At 47.1% G+C, this 17,648-nt stretch carries 15 protein-coding genes and 1 pseudogene; 8 read left to right on the forward strand and 8 right to left on the reverse strand.

Features of this window, described 5'->3' with window-relative positions:
• On the forward strand, positions 1 to 237 hold a 237-nt coding region (locus tag AK963_RS03590; protein WP_175404424.1), incomplete at its 5' end, for a transposase.
• Between the two features lies 1 nt (position 238).
• Here AK963_RS03590 and AK963_RS03595 read toward each other — a convergent pair.
• On the reverse strand, positions 239 to 472 hold the full coding sequence (locus tag AK963_RS03595) for a TSUP family transporter (RefSeq protein ID WP_066014109.1): 234 nt from the start codon (positions 470 to 472) through the stop codon (positions 239 to 241).
• 147 nt (positions 473 to 619) lie between these two features.
• Between AK963_RS03595 and AK963_RS03600 the strand changes: the two genes are divergently transcribed.
• From AK963_RS03600 to AK963_RS03620, 5 genes and pseudogenes are all read left to right on the forward strand, one after another.
• On the forward strand, positions 620 to 1,858 hold the full coding sequence (locus tag AK963_RS03600; RefSeq protein WP_066014110.1) for an NAD(P)/FAD-dependent oxidoreductase: 1,239 nt from the start codon (positions 620 to 622) through the stop codon (positions 1,856 to 1,858).
• Entirely contained in the window at positions 1,855 to 2,688 is an 834-nt protein-coding gene (locus AK963_RS03605; protein ID WP_066014111.1) for an aldo/keto reductase, read from the forward strand. Before AK963_RS03600 ends, AK963_RS03605 begins: the two co-directional genes overlap by 4 nt.
• Before the next feature lie 101 nt (positions 2,689 to 2,789).
• Positions 2,790 to 3,304, forward strand: a pseudogene (locus tag AK963_RS03610) (cysteine hydrolase family protein).
• Between the two features lie 261 nt (positions 3,305 to 3,565).
• Positions 3,566 to 4,327 carry a hypothetical protein gene (locus AK963_RS03615; protein WP_238593632.1) on the forward strand — a complete coding sequence of 254 codons (762 nt, stop codon included), beginning with the start codon at positions 3,566 to 3,568 and terminating at the stop codon, positions 4,325 to 4,327.
• Positions 4,328 to 4,366: 39 nt separating this feature from the next.
• A complete protein-coding gene (locus tag AK963_RS03620; protein ID WP_238593633.1) occupies positions 4,367 to 4,564 on the forward strand; it encodes a DUF1127 domain-containing protein in 198 nt (65 codons plus the stop codon).
• Between the two features lie 37 nt (positions 4,565 to 4,601).
• Here the strand turns inward: AK963_RS03620 and AK963_RS03625 are convergent, their stop codons facing one another.
• The 4 genes from AK963_RS03625 to mscL all read right to left on the reverse strand — a co-directional run bounded on the left by AK963_RS03625 (position 4,602) and on the right by mscL (position 9,487).
• Positions 4,602 to 5,756: a PI-PLC domain-containing protein gene (locus AK963_RS03625; RefSeq protein WP_139117228.1), complete on the reverse strand. Its 1,155-nt coding sequence runs from the start codon at positions 5,754 to 5,756 to the stop codon at positions 4,602 to 4,604.
• A 341-nt stretch (positions 5,757 to 6,097) separates the two neighbouring features.
• Positions 6,098 to 7,540: a bifunctional D-glycero-beta-D-manno-heptose-7-phosphate kinase/D-glycero-beta-D-manno-heptose 1-phosphate adenylyltransferase HldE gene (gene hldE / locus AK963_RS03630; protein WP_066014115.1), complete on the reverse strand. Its 1,443-nt coding sequence runs from the start codon at positions 7,538 to 7,540 to the stop codon at positions 6,098 to 6,100.
• Between the two features lie 509 nt (positions 7,541 to 8,049).
• The gene (locus AK963_RS03635; RefSeq protein WP_139117229.1) at positions 8,050 to 8,769 is read right to left on the reverse strand and encodes a hypothetical protein; all 720 of its coding nucleotides are present in this window, start codon (positions 8,767 to 8,769) and stop codon (positions 8,050 to 8,052) included.
• Positions 8,770 to 9,007: 238 nt separating this feature from the next.
• Complete coding sequence (gene mscL / locus AK963_RS03640) at positions 9,008 to 9,487, reverse strand: large conductance mechanosensitive channel protein MscL (RefSeq protein ID WP_083232435.1); 480 nt, start codon at positions 9,485 to 9,487, stop codon at positions 9,008 to 9,010.
• A gap of 100 nt (positions 9,488 to 9,587) precedes the next feature.
• Between mscL and AK963_RS03645 the strand changes: the two genes are divergently transcribed.
• Complete coding sequence (locus AK963_RS03645; RefSeq protein WP_066014117.1) at positions 9,588 to 10,769, forward strand: hypothetical protein; 1,182 nt, start codon at positions 9,588 to 9,590, stop codon at positions 10,767 to 10,769.
• Between the two features lie 99 nt (positions 10,770 to 10,868).
• Here AK963_RS03645 and AK963_RS03650 read toward each other — a convergent pair whose 3' ends face one another.
• Positions 10,869 to 11,609, reverse strand: a complete 741-nt coding sequence (locus tag AK963_RS03650; protein WP_066014118.1) for an SDR family oxidoreductase — start codon at positions 11,607 to 11,609, stop codon at positions 10,869 to 10,871.
• A 102-nt stretch (positions 11,610 to 11,711) separates the two neighbouring features.
• Here AK963_RS03650 and AK963_RS03655 point away from each other — a divergent pair, with 102 nt between their 5' ends.
• A complete protein-coding gene (locus tag AK963_RS03655; protein WP_083232436.1) occupies positions 11,712 to 12,962 on the forward strand; it encodes an RING finger domain-containing protein in 1,251 nt (416 codons plus the stop codon).
• A gap of 172 nt (positions 12,963 to 13,134) precedes the next feature.
• Here the strand turns inward: AK963_RS03655 and AK963_RS03660 are convergent, their stop codons facing one another.
• Positions 13,135 to 16,245: an efflux RND transporter permease subunit gene (locus tag AK963_RS03660; RefSeq protein WP_066014120.1), complete on the reverse strand. Its 3,111-nt coding sequence runs from the start codon at positions 16,243 to 16,245 to the stop codon at positions 13,135 to 13,137.
• Positions 16,242 to 17,582, reverse strand: a complete 1,341-nt coding sequence (locus AK963_RS03665; RefSeq protein ID WP_066014121.1) for an efflux RND transporter periplasmic adaptor subunit — start codon at positions 17,580 to 17,582, stop codon at positions 16,242 to 16,244. The genes AK963_RS03660 and AK963_RS03665 overlap by 4 nt, the downstream gene beginning before the upstream one ends.
• Positions 17,583 to 17,648: the final 66 nt, after the last annotated feature.

A 17,648-nucleotide genomic window follows, 5' to 3' on the forward strand; every position in this document is an offset into this window, starting at 1 on the left:
TCAAAAGAACTTCCTCAATTTGACAACCTGACTCTAATTCCTTTACCGCCTTATTCCCCTGAAATAAACAGCGCAGAGGAAATATGGGAGTGGTTGAGAGCGCATGATTTATCAAATTATGTATTTAAGAACTATGAAGATATTATCAATAAATGCTGTGAGGCATGGAATGAATTACTTTCTGAAGTTGGCCGATTGAAAAGTCTATGCTCCCGTTCATGGGCTGTTATTTCATAATTTAAAAATGGAATTGGTATGATTTCTTGTAGCTGAGGGCGCCAGATGCACTGCCGATGATCAAGGTAGCCATGCAGGTGGCAACAGCAACCTGCAGTGAAATCGCTTCGGGAAACAGCATTGGAAAAATCAGGGAAAGGACAGGCAGAATAGCCAGACTGCTGCCACTGCCCAAAGCACCGATAATAATGCCGCCAAGTGCACCTGTTAACAGGTATACGACATAAATAAGCATTACGTTCCCTCTTACTGCCTGGGTTCGAAAATTGTCAAAAAGGAAAGGCTGGCACGGCATTCTAACCGCTTCAGCCTGACTATTAATACGGTGAGCTATGTTATAATTCCGCCCATTTCAGGTCATCTCAGATAGTTGAACTCTCTTATGTCTCAAACTGTTGAAGCCGATGTGGTGGTGATTGGCGGCGGTATTGCCGGTCTCTGGTTATTTCGTACGTTGAATACTCTGGGTTATCGAACCCTGTTGCTGGAGCAGGATTCTCTGGGCGGTGGTCAGACCATCAAGTCTCAGGGCATTGTTCATGGGGGTACCAAATACACTCTGACTGGCCAGCTTACCAACGCTTCCCAGGCCATTGCCGGGATGCCGGAACGCTGGCGTAGCGCCCTGGCTGGAAAGGGGGAGGATAGGGACCCGGATCTTCGGTCGGCTCGCATTCTGTCTGAATATCATTATCTATGGTCACCTGGTGATATTGGTTCACGAATGACCTCTTTCTTTGCCAGTAAGGCGCTGAGGGGACGGGTAGATGCATTAACCAAAGAGCAGTTTCCGGCCATTTTCAAACATAATGGTTTTCGTGGAAAGGTATACCAGCTCAATGAAATTGTTCTGGATATTGCTACCATTACTCAAGCCCTGGTCAACGGTTTGGAAGATAAAACGATTAAAGTGGACTGGAGTGAACAGGGTAATGCCCGGTTGTTAACGGATGCCAGGGGAGACATTGATGCTGTTGAGTTAGTTGATAGCAATGGTCAGAAAACTCTGCTGAAAGCCAAACGGTTTGTGCTGGCTGCTGGTGAAGGAACCGAGGCGCTTTTGAACACCTGGGGTATCAATGATCCAAAAATGCAGGTACGTCCCCTGCAGATGGTGATGGTTCGTCATGACCATCCTGAACCTATCTATGCACACTGTCTCGGTACAACACCGCTTCCGAGAATTACCGTTACCAGCCATCCCGATAAAGACGGGAAGTGGGTGTGGTATCTCGGTGGTGGCATTGCTGAAGATGGGGTCAAGCAGTCAGCTGAGGCATTGATTGCAACGGCGAAAAAAGAGATGAAAGCGTTACTGCCCTGGGTAGACCTTGATCAGGCTGAGTGGGACACCCTGCGGGTCAATCGTGCTGAGCCAAAACAGAGCCGCTTGCTTCGCCCGGATGCGGCATTCTGTCAGCCGGTTGCCAACGGTATTGTGACCTGGCCCACTAAGCTGGCACTGGCTCCCAACCTCTCTGATGAAGTGATTCGTTTACTGCAGGAGGGTAGTGTTCGTCCAGCGGGTGATGAAAATTTCTCGATGCCTGAAGGATTTTCCCGGCCTGAGATCTGTCCAAACTTCTGGCAAGGGCATTTTGAAGAGGGCAAAGCGTCATGACTCAGCGTCTGGGAAGAAAGCGAATAGCCGGTACTGATCTTGAAGTATCGCCATTGGGGTTCGGCACGGTTAAGTTTGGGCGGGATCAGGGCGTAAAGTACCCGGAACATTTTACGATCCCTGATGACCGTGAAATGGTAAACCTGCTTACTCTGGCGCATGACCTGGGCATGAACCTGCTGGATACGGCTCCAGCCTACGGCACCAGCGAAGAACGTCTTGGTCAGCTTTTTGCAAAACACAAAGGGCTTCGTGAACAGTGGGTTATCTGCAGCAAGGTTGGTGAGGAGTTTATCACTCTTGAAAATGGTCAGGGGGAGTCTTATTTTGATTTCTCAGAGCAGCATATCCGATTCAGTGTGGAGCGAAGCCTGAAGCGCCTGAATACCGATGTGATTGAATTGATGCTGGTTCATTCCAATGGTGATGATGTCAATATTATTGAGCAGACAGGCTGTTTGGAAGTGCTTGCTGATCTTAAAAAAGAAGGAAAGATTCTCGCTTCGGGTATGTCCACCAAAACGGTGGAAGGCGGCATTCTGGCGCTGAAACATTCCGACGTTGCCATGGTGACCTATAACCTGAACGAACAGGGTGAAAAACCAGTACTGGACTTTGCGTTAGAGCATGGGAAAGGGATCTTTATCAAGAAGGCGTTTGCCAGTGGTCATGCCTGCCTGTCTGGTCATCTTGCTAATGAGAACCGGGTTCTGGAAAGTATGAAGCTGGTTTTCTCACACCCCGCCGTTTCTTCAGCTATTGTTGGAACCATCAATCCCGCACATATGCAACAGAATGTAGAGGCATGTCTGGAGGCCTGTTGGACTTAAGGTGACCCAGGGGCTTCTATCTATAGGGAGGCTCCATGCAAAATGCTCTGGTGGTTATCGACTATATCAATGATCTCGTACATCCGGATGGCAAGCGAAGGATGTACGCCAGACAGGTGTCCGAGAATCAGGTATTGGCTCAGGTCAATAAAGCGGTTGCCTGGGCCAGAAAAACATCCACGCTGCTGGTCTTTATCAAGGTTGGCTTTTCTCCGGACTATCGGGATCTGCCAACCGGTTCTCCATTCTTCTCATCGTTGGCAGAGGCAGGTGCTCTTCGCCTGGGCAGGTGGGGAACGGAATTTCATGAGGACCTGGATGTACTGCCTGATGACCTTATTGTGATTAAACCCCGCATAAACCCCTTTTACAGTACTCGCCTGGAAGCGATCTTTCGGGCAGCAAAGGTAACCGATATCTATTTCAGTGGTGTTGGTACCACCTGGGCAGTCCAGTCCGGAGTCAGAACAGCCCATGACTGGATTACAATGTTTTCGTGATCAGTGATGCCTGTGCAGCGGCTTCTGAAGAGGAGCACCTCCAGTCACTGACGACCCTTTCCCACTTATCAACACTCTGTACGGCTGATGATTTAAAGGCGTCATTTGTACGCTGATCTTGTTTTTTATTCGAGTGGAATGATTGGCCTAAATTGATGCTCGTTTTCGCCGATAGCTGATGTTCTCTAACCAATACTAAATCAGAGTTCATTCATTACATTCAATCAGTGTTGTTCGTTGCTATGCCTATTTTTAAAGCGTTTAGGGTTTTTGCTGTCTGTGTTTTCCTGGCAGCATTATCAACAGCGGAAGCTCAATCAGCTCTTTCTGATTTTAATAATGCATTCAGAGATATTTACGCGAACACACGTGCAGAAATGGCGACGCAATATAAGCCATTGATTGTCGCAAGCCCATTTTCACTGAGTCTGATTGGTAATGATGCTGATGAAAACAGGCAATATGTATTCTCATCACCGGCCTATACGAATTTAAAGTCTGTCAGTCATATTCCTTTAACGCTTTATGTCTTGCTGGTCACGGAAGAGGGCGGGCAGCTACCCGAGAATAAAAGGAAGGAACTTAATCAGTTAATAACCCTCATAAAACGTGTCGAAATAGATCTGCCCAGCCTTGGATTTACCGAACAGCAATTGATAAAGCAGCAGATACTGACTCAGATGAGTCTGGACTTTGCCCAAAAAATACTGGTGAGTGAAGTAGTCGATCCAAATGAACTCACCCGTTTTGTCAGAAATAGCCGAACCATCATTGATACCAATGTTCATGATGCGGCTGTAGCCCAGATCGACTGGCTTCATCAGGTCGTAAAGCCCTGGTATGACAGCCTTTCAGGCTCTGGAAAAAGAGACCTCAAAGTTCTGATTCTTGCTCCAAAAGAACCTCGGGACGGGTATTTAATGACACAGTATTTCTCTCGGTTGCTGGGTGTCAAAGGGGAAGGGATGAAGATTGTCTATGCCGAAAATGTGTTTGATGCAGAGGCCGGGATGAGAGTGTTGGGTACTTTCCTTTTAGACACTCAGATAGGTCGTGGCTTTTTTGATGATTCATGGCGGATGCATGAGGATTTGCTGTCCCATGCAGCCAGAGAATATATCCAGACTTTGGCGTTTTGATACTGAAAATATTGTTCTGATTTTTAATACAAGGGAGGCATGATGAAACGTAACTCAACGGATTGTGTGAAAACAGGCACTTGCTTAACACGGCTTAAGAATCAATACCATCTCTGGCTGTTTCGGGCTGAAGGTCGAAAGAATCTGGCACAAATGGATACCAGAATGCTTAAGGATATTGGTTTGACAGAGGCCGATCGCCAGCAGGAAATTTCAAAGCCATTCTGGAAAGGGTAAAACTGCGACCGTAATAGAAACTGATGATGCAGTATGGTTAGTTGTTTATATCTATTATATTTTCACGCATGCAGGCTGCATAAATATAATCGTCCTCTGGAAAGTCAACGGTCACTATATTAACTCTTTTATTGTGACTGCGAGCAGCGTTGGCAGCATATCGTAAAAATCCGGATGGGTAGCGTAAAGTTCTTACAAATGATCGCAAGCTGGATGGCTGCCCCGGGATTGCCCCCTGTTTTAGATCACCAGGGCTTTCTGTCATTGTCATCTGGGTAATATGAAGTCGGTTGTTTTTACGATACACAAGATTGTTGGTGATACTTTCCAGAAGTGGGTAGGGTCGGTTTTTGTTATGCCAGAGGTTGGACAGAGTTTCATAGGTTGACCAGCCAGAGAATACGGGTGAATCAAGTGTTGATAACACAATAATCTGGTATCCACTGTTCTGGAATTGCTGGATACTGTTTGAGGGGCTCATTTGCGGGGGGGCAATACTGGCACCAAAATTTTCATATAAAACCTGAAATAACTCATCGATATCAGCCTGAATCATTCCATAGGGCTCATGGATATGAAAAATGATGATTTCTCTGGGATTTTCGTTTAGAAATCGCTTGATACCCATGATGATATTATTAATTGATGCGCCCGCAAGCCCGTGGACGGTGACAAGCTGGCCATTTATCTTTCTGGGACGAATATCCAGATAGCGAACACCTGCTGATAATTGCTGATACGTGTTTAGCCCCTGGGTAACAGCCCACCACCGCACCAGCTCTTTAAATGGCGTAAAAAAATAGCTTTCAGAATAATAATCAAACAATTTCTTCAAACTTTCCCACATGTGAGGGTCTTCATCGGAGAACGTTGTGATGTCATAGCTGCCGCTGTCATGGGTACCTGGAATGCATATTTGGTTCAGTGGCGTATCATAGGCTTGATAGAGCTTGGTCATCCATTGGCTGGGTTTTGGGAACCGGTCATTAGCGTCAAAATCCTGCACCAGATTGATGCCATAGAGTTCGCTGATTCGTCCCGATTTGCCGAATTCGATACGAATCCCGTTTAGTAATGAGGTAGGAAAGGCTTTTCTGAAGCTCCACTTTTTGAAGAGCCGGGACTCATAAATGATCAAGCTTTCTTCCGGCTTGATATTACGACACCACTGCTGACCACGTTTCAAATTCATTGGCTTCCCATCTGCCGGAAAAATCGTACTCCCATTGCTCTCAATGGTAATACCAATGCCAACATTGCTTGCGATTGCAGAGTAAACTTGAGAAAGCTGGTTTTCCAGACAGAAGCTATCTTCTTGAAATCCAGAGCATGATAATGTTGTTCCCATTAAGATCAGGGAAGCGATCCATCGTGTAACCACGGTAATTTCTCAGCGTGAGCCTGATCAATATATCGGCTCTTGATAAGTCCAGTTAATGTGTACTTATTTTTTGATTCTTTAGAATAGTCGAAGAGATGAAGGCCTGCATGACAAGATACAGCAGGCCTCTATGAATGAGGGAAGACCTGGAATCAGGCAGGCTGAGCTTCCTTTTCGTCCCGAATTTTATCCACAATGGCAGTCGTTGAGCAGTTCTCCAAGAACGCCAGCACTTTTACTTCACCACCGTATTCATGAACAATGGGGGCCCCAACCACTTCATCCAGTGAGTAGTCGCCACCTTTAACCAGTACATCCGGCTTGATGGCTCGAATCAGGTCTTCCGGGGTATCCTCATCAAAACTGACAACCCAGTCCACAGCTTCCAAGCCAGCAAGTACCGCCATTCGCCTGTCCACAGGATTAATTGGACGGCCTTCACCTTTCAGACGGGTTACAGACGCATCGCCATTAATGGCAAGAACCAGTCTATCTCCCTGCTTGCGTGCCTGCTCCAGGTAGCCGACATGGCCAGCATGGAGGATATCAAAACAGCCATTGGTAAATACGATCTTTTCTCCGTGTGCCCGGGCATCTTCAACGGCAACCATCAGTTGCTCTGCGGAAACAGCACCTCTTTCTGCACCCAGCTCCCGGTTTACTTCACGTCTCAGTTCCGGCATGGAAACACTGGCAGTACCTAATTTGGCAACAACAATGCCCGCAGCAATATTGGCAAGACCTGCAGCTTGAGGCATGTCACAACCGGCGGCCAGGGATGCGGCAAGCACAGATATGACCGTGTCTCCTGCGCCCGTCACATCAAAGACTTCTCTCGCTCTTGCCGGGAAGTGAACTTCAGGCTCATTTTCCCGGATCAGTGTCATACCGTGTTCACTGCGGGTAATCAGCAGTGCTCCCAGCTCGAGGTCTTTTAATAGTTGCTGACCTTTATTAACCAGCTCTTCTTCACTGCGGCAGGGGCCGACAATTGTCTCGAACTCTTTCAGATTGGGCGTTATGATCGTTGCGCCACGATAACGCTCAAAGCTGCTACCTTTGGGATCAACAAGAACAGGAATGTTATGAGATCGAGCCAGGCGAATCAGCTGCTGGCAGCCTTGCAACGTACCCTTACTGTAATCAGAAAGGACAATAGCGCTCAGGTTGTGGATAAGCTGAGCGGCTTTTTCTTCTATGACATCGGGACTCAGACCATCAAAGGCTTCTTCATGATCCAGGCGAATCAATTGTTGATGCTGGGAAATAACCCTTAACTTGGTAATGGTTGGCACACCGGGGATTCGAGCAAAGCTGCAGTAAATACCTGCTGCTTCGAGCCGGGTCTGAAGAGCATCCGCAGCTTCATCATCTCCAGTTACTCCGATAACCCATGCAGGTGCACCCAGCGTTGCAATGTTCAGGGCAACGTTGCCTGCACCGCCCGGACGATCTTCTATCTGCCCAACTTTGACTACAGGTACCGGAGCTTCCGGTGAAATCCGGGAGGTGGCACCATGCCAGTATCGATCCAGCATGATATCGCCAATTACCAGGACTTTGGCCAGATCAAAACGGGGGATAGTCAATTTCATCAATGATGTCCAGTCAGCTTAATGGCAGTTTTTTACCATATCACAGCCGTGCGATAAGCACCTTCAAGTCAGTTGACGGGTATTTTTGCAAGGCTGAGCAGCATACGCAGGTACACCTTATGCTTCTTGTTTCACATTTCTGGATCTGGAAGCAGTACGGCTGTTTTATGGTAAAGCCACCATTTTACCATAGATGTTTTTTGCTGCGTAAGTGAGGAAAAGCATTAATCCGTGCGATGACAATTATGCTAGGGGGCGTTACCAACTGGACATACAATCAGCCACCTATTATTTGCGCCAGACAAGGCGCGAGCTGCGTCCTGTGGTTGCTCCACATGAGCAGTGAGCAACACTGTATGGTGCAAATAATGGGTGGCCCTTCGGGTTGGTCATAGAAGCACTCATGCCGCGTTGTACGCCTTGAACAGGGAACCACCATGTCCTGCGCCGTTCGCCTTGCCTGAGTGCTTGTATGACCAACTGGTTGAATGGCCAGTTGGTAATGCTCCCTAGTCAACCCTGTATTGCTCAAGAAGCTCCGAAAGTTGATTCAGGTTATCTGTCTTAAGCATTGCAAGTATCTCGACAGTTAAGATTATCGTATCTGGCGTAATCCTGCCCTGATTGAACTCATACTCCAAAGACTGCTGGAGCAATGATTCAACTTTGTCGAAATATCGGGTTGATTTTGAGTTGGATGGCTGGCCATCAGAGTCATCAAGCACTTTACCAATATCATCAATCAATCCATCAGAAATCTGGCGTTTGATGAGGCGATTGGTGCAATTTGTGAAAAACTGAACCCCTTTTTCTTCCATAAAGGTTGTTAAATGCCTCAAAAAAAACTTTTGAGCGATGTCATGTGGGCTAGCAATATGTTTTTCTAAACCTTGATTGTATTTTTCAGGAAAGTACTCTGCCTTTTTGGCTGTACTTTTGGCCAGAGAGTGGGCAAATTTGTAAACGTAGTCTGGATCAGAACTTATCCCATTTTTATCGCCAAGCATGGCTATGTGGTCGGTGATGCGCTGTCTACCCTTATCAGGTTCACTTTCAGATAAATTCCAGTCAACATCGCTGGCTTCTGTTGGAGAGGAAGGCGTCGATGACCTGTCTGATCCATAGCCACTTTCTGGATCTATCGTCTTTATTTGCCGTTTTCGGTATTCCGGAAGGTCGTGTGGTCTTCTGCCTTCAGGTGGGCGTGGGGCGTATTTTTTTCCTTCCACACTTTCCGTTTTTTTTGAGTTGTGGCTTCCATATTTCTGCTTTTTACTTTCAGTTGGCTGGAAGTTACTGTCTGATGAGGGCGTTGGTTTGCCTGGTCCATCCATGGAGATATGCTCCTATATTGTTTTTCATTATAGCCTTTCTTAATAATAGGTAGATAAAACATAATGAATCATTACTCTGAGTGGCAAGGTAATGGATTTCTATTTTCATTTATCACTTAGCCTGACTAGGTGCCTATACATTTTCGCTGGTAAGTGAAGATGTACAATAAGCGCATCGGGTGGCCTCTTTATGAATCTGGCTATAGCAATGTGCACACAGCCGGGTTTTCTTCTCCTCTTTGGCCACCTCTATTTTTTCTTCGTCCTGACGCAGGTGATTGACGCCTTTAACCATTAGAAAAGCGATCCAGGAAACAATCAGGAAGCTGATAACACTGTTCAGCAGTAGTCCATAGCTTAAGGTTACCGCACCATCCTTATTGGCGTCCTCAAGGGTAATATAAGGTGAGCCTTCACTGCCTTCCTTGAGCACTAAAAACAGATCGGCCAGATCAACCCCGCTGGTCAGCAGGCCGAAAACAGGAGCAATGACATTGCTGACCAGGCTGGATGTGATGGTTGCGAAGGCGCCACCGACCACGATGCCGATAGCCATATCCAGTACATTGCCTTTCAGGGCAAACTTTTTGTATTCCGCTATGATTCTTTTCATTTTTTATTCACTGTTATTACTTTCTATCTCTTCGGGGCTTCTATCCTTTTGCTTTAGTGGATTTTTATCAATAAGACTGAAATTTTCCGGGTGTTATTCAATGGCTACTCCCCTTCCTATTAATTCAACGTTCCATTTTAAGCTGGCAACGCAGAGTGAAGTTGGCGTCGCCCAAGGCTGTGGGCATTGTAAAGAGAGTTTAAGTGGCTCTGAGGAATCGGCTGCTTTTAGCAAACCGGTGCGACTGTGGAATGGTAGTGTAGGTCAGCAGGTTTACCATATTCCATGTGCTGAAACTATGAGTAAAAAGCAGGTGGATATTTACAACAGGAAGATACAAGACATGGAAGTTAAGGGTATGAGAAGGATTACTGAAAAGTATGAATCTATTATTGGATCTTCTTGGGGAGTTTCGGATGATGGCAAACGTGAGATCCAAATTTGGCATCGTGAAGGGACTATTACAGATGATGGTTTAAATTGCATGAAAGAAGTGATGGAGTATTTAGCTAATATGTGGCGTGATGATGTGGATTCACCCAAGGAAAGGCGGAACCTGTGGCAGACTTTGTTAAAAGAGCTTGAATTATGTAAGTGTGGTATTGATATTGAAGATATCAATAGAATTAGCTCCCTACTGGAGCGTTTTGAAAAAAGGGATATTCAAGAAGGTCTATATTCGCAACTGGTTAAATGTATAGATTCGGTTGAAAAAGTAATTGGACATAAACCGGAACTCAAAGAAATCTGTGAAAAAGCCTATCAAAAGGCGGGTGATTTTTATCTGGGTCAGGCCAGGCAATTTCCTGATCAATATGCAGAGACTGCGGTTCGCACGTTAGAGATATGCCAACAATTAAGTACAGAAGGGGCGAGAGATAAGTACCTTGATGAGGCTAAGAGACTTAAAGTCCTTGGCGGTAATTTAACGGAGATAGATGAGCATCTGGCGAAAGTTGGGACAGATGAAGTTTCTGTGGAGAATTGCAGGACTTTAGATAAGCATTACTCGTGTCTAGTAGGATTGTCAAAAATGGTTGAGGGGGCAGCGTTAGAGAGTGATTATATTAAAAATCGATATGTTGCGGCTCTCTCGGCAGTAGGCGAGTTTTTATATGTACAGGCAAGGCAATTGCCTGATCTCTATGTTGATAAAGCGATTGAATGTCTAATGGCCTGCAAGCGTGTTGAGGTGGAAGGTGCGGAAGCAAAGCTTAGTCTCGTTTTGTTATTGAAATTAGTTGAGATCTATAAATTTTCAACAGTAACTCCTGTGAGTTGAGACAGCCTCTCATTACACACATTGCTAGCCATTTCCACGAGTGATGAGTTTTTGTAGTGGTGGCCAATTGATAATAAACGATTACAGTAATCGCTTTGCTTATTTTTCAACAGTCTCACTTACTAACCCCCCCGCCATTTGCTCGGTTGGAGTCAACTCAATCAATCCAATATTAACCCGGGCAGGTGCTGAAAGAGCATAAAGAACCGCATCTGCAATATCTTCAGCTTTCAACAGGGTTATTTCAGTCATGATTTTTTTAACGACTTCCGGGTCTTTATAGGCCTTTTCAAAGAACTCGGTTTCAACTCGGCCAGGGCAGATCTCGGTACAGCGGATAGGTGTTCCTTTCAGTTCCAGCCTGAGGTTCTGGCACATCATATGAATGCCACCTTTGCTGGCACCATAGACGGATGAAAATAATGGATAGAGCCCGGCAATAGAACCTAGATGGATAATATGTCCTTTGCTGCGAGCCACCATACCCGGAGCAATAATATTGATCAGGTGCATGGCTGCCAACAGGTTGGTATTCATTGCTGTGGTCACTTCTTCCCGGGATGCTTTATGAAGCGGCGTGCTACCAATTCCCAACCCGGCATTACTGACCAGTATATCCACTTCCAGACCCGTCAGCTGTCGATAGAGCTCATCGGTATCGCAGATATCAAGGACTATTGGGGTTGCACCGGTTTGTTCAGCCAGGCTGTTGAGTCGATCAGCTCTCCTTGCCAGCGCATAGACAGTAATCCCCTGTTCGGTTAATGCTTTTACAACACTGGAACCTATGCCACTGGAAGCACCGGTCACCAGAGCGGTTTTATAGGGTAATTGGGACATAAAAAATGCGCTTCTGATCCGGGCAGTCAGGAGTAAGTATAGCTGACAATATGGTTAGTTACTTCTTAATCTCAGGCAGACTAGGCTACGCTTTGAACTTTAATGGAGAATATTCTCCGGCGCTTGGGTGGAGTGATTAATTTAAATAGAGGATTTACAGTTATGCAGGCAGAGTTTGCTTCATCAGAATGTGTAGTATGTTTGGAACCATATGAAGACAATAATGGGCCAACTGGCCATAGCCCTTCTGTTCTGTCTTGTGGACATGTTTTTGGTCATAGCTGCATGGTAAAATATATAGAAGACCGAAAACTTAAATCTCTCACCCCTGAATGCCCTACATGTAAAAATGTCATTTCTATTGATTATTTTAGAAATTCTAGCAAAGAGGTTGTGGATCCAAACGATATTTTCAATCAAAGTTTTCGGGTATTGATTGTCAAACAGGTTTCGGAAAATACATATATTGAGCCGTCGGCATTGGCACTAATGCGTCTTAGTCGTGGTTTTAATCAAATCGCTTGCCCTGATGGAATACAAACAGAGGGGGCGGACAGGTCGCCTTCTGGTGAAGGAAGTCAGGAGTCAGTCACGTCTGAATACCTCAGTGAACCCAGCGCAGCAAACCTCTCAGAAGTCCAGATAACAAGCGATGTACATGATCAATCTGGACTCAAAGAAGAACAGACATCTGAGCCCGCAAGGGTTGCTTCTGGCTCTGTTTCAACCAGAAGTGGAAATACGGTTGCATCTCAAAGGTGTCCATTGAATGATGAGAACAGTGCTACAACTTCTGGTGGAAGCCGTCAGCAATCAGGCAGTTGTATTTCCCTCTCAGAATTCATAAACCTCTGCGCTCGAAGTGAAGCAACAGAAGAACAACCCGAATTGAGTGGCGATAACAGCGCTACGACTTCTAGTGTGAGCCGTCAGTCATCAGGCAGTTATGATCTCATCTGCGAAGCATTCAGAAGAAACTTCCATGCTTTAGATGAACCAATAGAGGAACAACTGAGTGGCGATAACAGCAACAGCGCTACGACTTCTGGTGGGAGCCGTCGGCAACCTTTCAGTTCTGTATCCTCCATAGATTTCGAAAGAATCTGCAACATTTCACGTAAATCAACAGAAGAACAACCAGAATTGAGAGGCGATTTCAGTGCCAGGGCTTCTGATGGGAGCCCTCAGCAATCGGTCACTTTTCCAAACCCCAATGAGCCTGGTAATGCAACCCTATCAGAAATTAAGGGTCCGGATTTTTCGAGCAATTTCTATTCCCGGTTAGAGGAGAGACTAGCTTCAGGCGAGGTTGAAGAGCTAAACAGAAATTTCTTCGAAGCCTTCAAGAGTTAAGATGACACAGAAATATGTAGAGTACCTGGAAACGCAACAGCAGCACCTTCCGGAGTTCGCATTTCCTGGTCAATCTTGTCATTTAAGCCCACCTTCTAAATAGGGCTGGCCGTCCAGCGCCACTTTTTGGGAGAGGCAAGTTCATGTCTGAAGAACGTAGTTCTTTTAGATGTTAGTAATATTTCTCTTTAATGAGCCCAAAGTCCGCCAAAATAGCATAAGCCGTAGGGATTACAAACAGCACCATCAATGTGGAAGCAAAGATACCAAAGACAATGGAAATTACCAGTGGTTGAACCACCTGAGCTTGCAGGCTGCCTTCCAGCAATAAAGGTAACAAGCCAACAGCGGTCGTCACCGATGTGAGAAAGACCGCCCGGAAGCGATCTCGGCTGGCAAGTATTGCTGCCTTGTGGACTGTTTCTCCTGCATCAATATGATGCCGGATATATTGCACCAGTAATATTGAGTCGTTGACGACAATACCTGCCAGAGAGACAAAGCCCATAATGCTGGGCATGCTCAGCGAATACCCCAGCAGGAAGTGTCCCCAGATCACGCCGACCAGCGCCAGTGGAATGGCCAGCATTACCACAAAGGGTTCGAAGTAGCTGCGGAACTGGAAACTCAGAATGGCAAAGATGCCAAAGAGTCCGAGAATAAAACCTTTGCTCATGGAGTTGCTGGTTTTGGCGTTCTCTTTAACTTCGCCTTCAAAACCAAAACGAATACCCGGGTAGTGTTGTTTCAGTTCTGGCAAGAGTTCCTGTCGCAGCTTTCGATTAATCTGACTGGCACTGGCCTTTTTCTGATCGATATCTCCGGTAATGGTCAGTGTTCGCAGGCCATTGATGCGCTGAATACGGACAAAATTGCGTTCATAGGTCTGTGTTGTGATGGTTGCCAGGGGAACCTGACTGCCGTCAGGCAGGATAATGGGCAGATTGATCAGGTCATCCAGCTGGTTAATGTCCTGGCTGTCCAGCTGCACCTGTATTTCCAGGTTTTCAGAGCCGACCTGTATTTCATCTGCCGTCTGGCCAAAATAAGCAGCACGGAGCTGGCCGGCAATCAGCTGGCCATCAATACCAAAGCTTTCTGCCCCCGGACGCAGTTTGATCACCACTTCCTCTTTTCCACGACGCATGTCATCCATCAGATTGCTGACACCGTCGAAGTTCCCCAGGAAAGATTGAATATTCAGGGATGCCGCTTTCAGGGTTTCCAGGTCCTGATGCTGTGCACGGACTTCGATGGCTCTTCCGGAAGGGCCAATGGAACCCATGGTAAAGCTCATGGCAATGGGGCCGGGTAGCTCGCCAACATCTTCCCGCCAGGTATCCAGAAAGTCATCCAGCAGTGTGTTTCTGGATTCTGCGGAGCGAAGGTCAACTTTTACGGTGGCAATATGAGGGCCTTTCTCACTGGCATCGGGGTTGAAGTTGTACCGTTCCGTGATGTTTTCTACCAGTGGGTGTCCATCCTCTTTTTCTTTGGAAAGCTGATGGTTGAGCTTTTCAGCACTGGCAACCACTGTTTCTACTATGGATGCGGTTTGCTGCAGCGTTGCGCCCGGAGGGAGAATGATTCTGACCTCGGCCTGATCACCATCCACTTCCGGAAAACCAATGAAATAAATAGCCCCGCTGGTGATGAGGGAGATGGAGATCAACAGCAGAGATAGCACACTGCCCATAAAAAGGTAGCGCCACTCAATCACCTTGGTGACCATATTGACCAGCCTGCCGGTTCTGAACTGTTCGAACTGCTCAAGAAACCGTTGTTTAAAGGCAAGCACTGGGCGTTCTTTGTTATGTTTCTGCGCGCTTCGGTGCAGAGAGTGAGCCAGATGGTGGGGAAGAATCAGAAACGCTTCAATCAGGCTCAGTGTCAGTACCAGAATCAATACCTGGGGAATGACTTTTAATACCGAGCCCATCTGTCCTTCCAGAAACAGCAGGCTGCCGAAAATACAGATGGTGGTCAGGTAGGAGGATACAACGCCGGGCAGTACCTTTTTTACGCCAGCCAATACGGCGTCGTCCACTTCCATTCCTCGATCCAGGTGAGCGGCAATGGACTCAGAAATTACAATAGCGTCATCCATCATAATCCCGATGGCCATTAGCAGAGCGACCAGGGAGATGATGTTGATAGAGAGGCCAAGTTGCGCCATCAGCATAATACTGCCCAGAAACGCCACGGGCAGGCCAGCGGCGACCCAGAAGGAGTAGCGCAACGAGAAAAACAGCCACATCACCCCAAAGACCAGCAGAATACCCTGCCAGCCATTACGGACCATCATGGTCAGGCGATCCCAGAGTACTGAGGAGAGATCATTGGTCATGGTCAGGGTAATGCCATCGGGTGCATGGGCCTGCTCCTGTTGGACAAAATTCTCAACCACACTCTTTACCCGCAGGGCATCATCCGCCTTGTTTTTGCTGATGGTCAATATGGCTGCTGGCTGACCATTAAACTGGATGCGGTTTTCATCCAGCTCAAATCGGTCCGTGATAGTGGCAATATCCACAAGGCGTATTACACCGCCAGAAGACGACGATGCAATAATGGTTTGGCCCAGTGTTTCAGGTGTCACTTTGCGTTCATCGAATCGAATCAGCAGGTTTTTATCCCGGGTTTCAATATTACCGCTGGGCAGCTTGATGTTCTGCCGGGCCAGTTTGCTGGCGATATCACTGACTGTCAGGCCCAGCTGTCGCAAACTGGACTCCCTGAGCTCTACCTTTAGCTGGTGGTCGGAGAAGTTATGCAGTGCTACCAGTGGCAGCCCAGCGTCCACTTTCATCCTTTTTTTTACATCTTCCGCATAGGCTTTCAGGTCAGGAAGGCTGGTATCCGCCGTGATGGCCACATCCACAACCCGCTCATTCCAGTCCAGCTCCTGAACAACAGGGGACTCGATTTCGCTCGGAAAATCATTGATGGCATTAATCTGGGTTTGTACATCAACCAGCATCCGGCCAATATCGGCACTCTTATCGAGTTTGATATTCATCGAGGCGCTGCCTTCCAGCGCCTGGCATTTGGATTCTTCTATGTGACTCAGGCCATCAATGGCATCCTCCATTCGCAGGCAGAGACTTTCTTCAACTTCTTCCGGTGTTGCTCCGGGGTATACGACGGTGGCTGAGATATAGCTAGGTGAAAATTCCGGAAAGGTTTCCCGTTTAATCTCTGGCAGAGATAAAAAACCGGCAATCAGCAGCGCGGCCATCATTAAGTTGGCCGCCGTTGGGTGTTTGAGAAAGTAGCGGATCACTGGCTGGCCTCCGCTGTTTGGTTTTTCTCTTCTGAATGATGACCAACCCGTTTGAGCTTCATGCCATCAATGGCTGGGACCAGGTCAGTCATGACTATCATGTCGCCCTGTTGAACAGGCCCATCAATGGCAGCAAGACCATCCCTGCGGAACAGGACTTGAATATCCACTTTATTCAGGGCTTGCTGTTCATTGATTCGATAGAGCGTATTACCGTGCAGGGCGGCTTCAGGCACCAGCAGCTGAGGTTTTGCCAACCCTTCAATCATCGCTTCCACAAACAGGCCATTAGACAGTGGAACCTGGTTGCTGTTGACCATTGTCCGTAAGTCCTGATCGATCTCGAGAATAACGCCAACCGTTCCCTGGCTCGGGTCAATGGTTTCACTGATTCTGACCACACGGGCTTCACGCTCTGACCGGTAATTACCGCTGCTGATAAGCACTCTGGCTTTCAGGTTGAACTGGTCTGGCCGGATTCTCGAGTAGTCAGTGGGGTTGCCGGAATCAAAGGTAATGGTATTCAGCAGGGTTTTAATGTCGTGTAATGGTACCTGGGCTTCAACTTCCATCTGGCTGATGCCGTAAAGCAGTGCCAGTTGTTGTTGAGGGTTTACCGCTTCGCCCACTTCAAAATCCACACTGGCAACCCGGGCAGTTAATGGCAGGGTAATGGTTGTTTTACTGAGCTGGCGTCTGGCCTCCTCCAGTCTGGATTCATTCACTTTGACCTGGGCTTCACTGGTGCTGCGATTATCCGGAATCAGTGCCAGCTGGTTTTTCAGGTTAAGTACCTGGCTTTGCTGAGAGAGAAAGCTGAGCCGCTGCTGATCGACATCGGATTTGGAGATCACATTTTTATTGAGAAGATTCTTTTTTCGAGTCAACTCTTTTTCAATCAGTGAAAGTCGTTTGTCCTCAATGTCCAGTGATGCTTTCAGGTTTTGTTCTTCAAGGTTCAGCCTGGCCAGTTGAGCTTTGCTGGAGTTCAACTCGGCCTGAGCTCTGGCGAGTTGTAACTCATAATCAAGAGGGTCGATTTTCAGCAGGGTTTCACCGGCCTTGAGGACTCTGCCTTTTTCCAGGTCGGGATGACGGTAAATGATCTTTCCACTGGTCTCTGCTACGGCTTTCCATTCCACTTTGGGCTGTACACGACCAAAGCCAGATATAAGAGGTGCGATCGCCTTCTGTTCAATGGCTCTGGCCTGAACAGGAACGGCCCGATCGGATGCAGGATTAAGCGGGGGGGATTGCCGGTTAGCCAGTGCCAGAATAAAGATGATCACCCCTGCACCAAGGGCAAAGAAGAAAAGCCTTTTCTTTGGAGCCTGCACGAAAATGTCCTTAGTTATATTCCCCTAAGGACATTATTATTCATGGTTTAGAGTACGGTTTCACGT

The organism is Endozoicomonas atrinae (assembly GCF_001647025.1).
Taxonomy (GTDB): Bacteria; Pseudomonadota; Gammaproteobacteria; order Pseudomonadales; family Endozoicomonadaceae; genus Endozoicomonas; species Endozoicomonas atrinae.

Excerpts from the sequence above, each read along its gene's own strand:
- AK963_RS03595 (WP_066014109.1), bottom strand. The coding sequence starts at position 472 with ATGCTTATTTATGTCGTATACCTGTTAACAGGTGCACTTGGCGGCATT.
- AK963_RS03600 (WP_066014110.1), top strand. The coding sequence starts at position 620 with ATGTCTCAAACTGTTGAAGCCGATGTGGTGGTGATTGGCGGCGGTATT.
- AK963_RS03605 (WP_066014111.1), top strand. The coding sequence starts at position 1,855 with ATGACTCAGCGTCTGGGAAGAAAGCGAATAGCCGGTACTGATCTTGAA.
- AK963_RS03615 (WP_238593632.1), top strand. The coding sequence starts at position 3,566 with ATGGCGACGCAATATAAGCCATTGATTGTCGCAAGCCCATTTTCACTG.
- AK963_RS03620 (WP_238593633.1), top strand. The coding sequence starts at position 4,367 with ATGATGAAACGTAACTCAACGGATTGTGTGAAAACAGGCACTTGCTTA.
- AK963_RS03625 (WP_139117228.1), bottom strand. The coding sequence starts at position 5,756 with ATGAATTTGAAACGTGGTCAGCAGTGGTGTCGTAATATCAAGCCGGAA.
- hldE (WP_066014115.1), bottom strand. The coding sequence starts at position 7,540 with ATGAAATTGACTATCCCCCGTTTTGATCTGGCCAAAGTCCTGGTAATT.
- mscL (WP_083232435.1), bottom strand. The coding sequence starts at position 9,487 with ATGAAAAGAATCATAGCGGAATACAAAAAGTTTGCCCTGAAAGGCAAT.
- AK963_RS03645 (WP_066014117.1), top strand. The coding sequence starts at position 9,588 with ATGGCTACTCCCCTTCCTATTAATTCAACGTTCCATTTTAAGCTGGCA.
- AK963_RS03650 (WP_066014118.1), bottom strand. The coding sequence starts at position 11,609 with ATGTCCCAATTACCCTATAAAACCGCTCTGGTGACCGGTGCTTCCAGT.
- AK963_RS03655 (WP_083232436.1), top strand. The coding sequence starts at position 11,712 with ATGGAGAATATTCTCCGGCGCTTGGGTGGAGTGATTAATTTAAATAGA.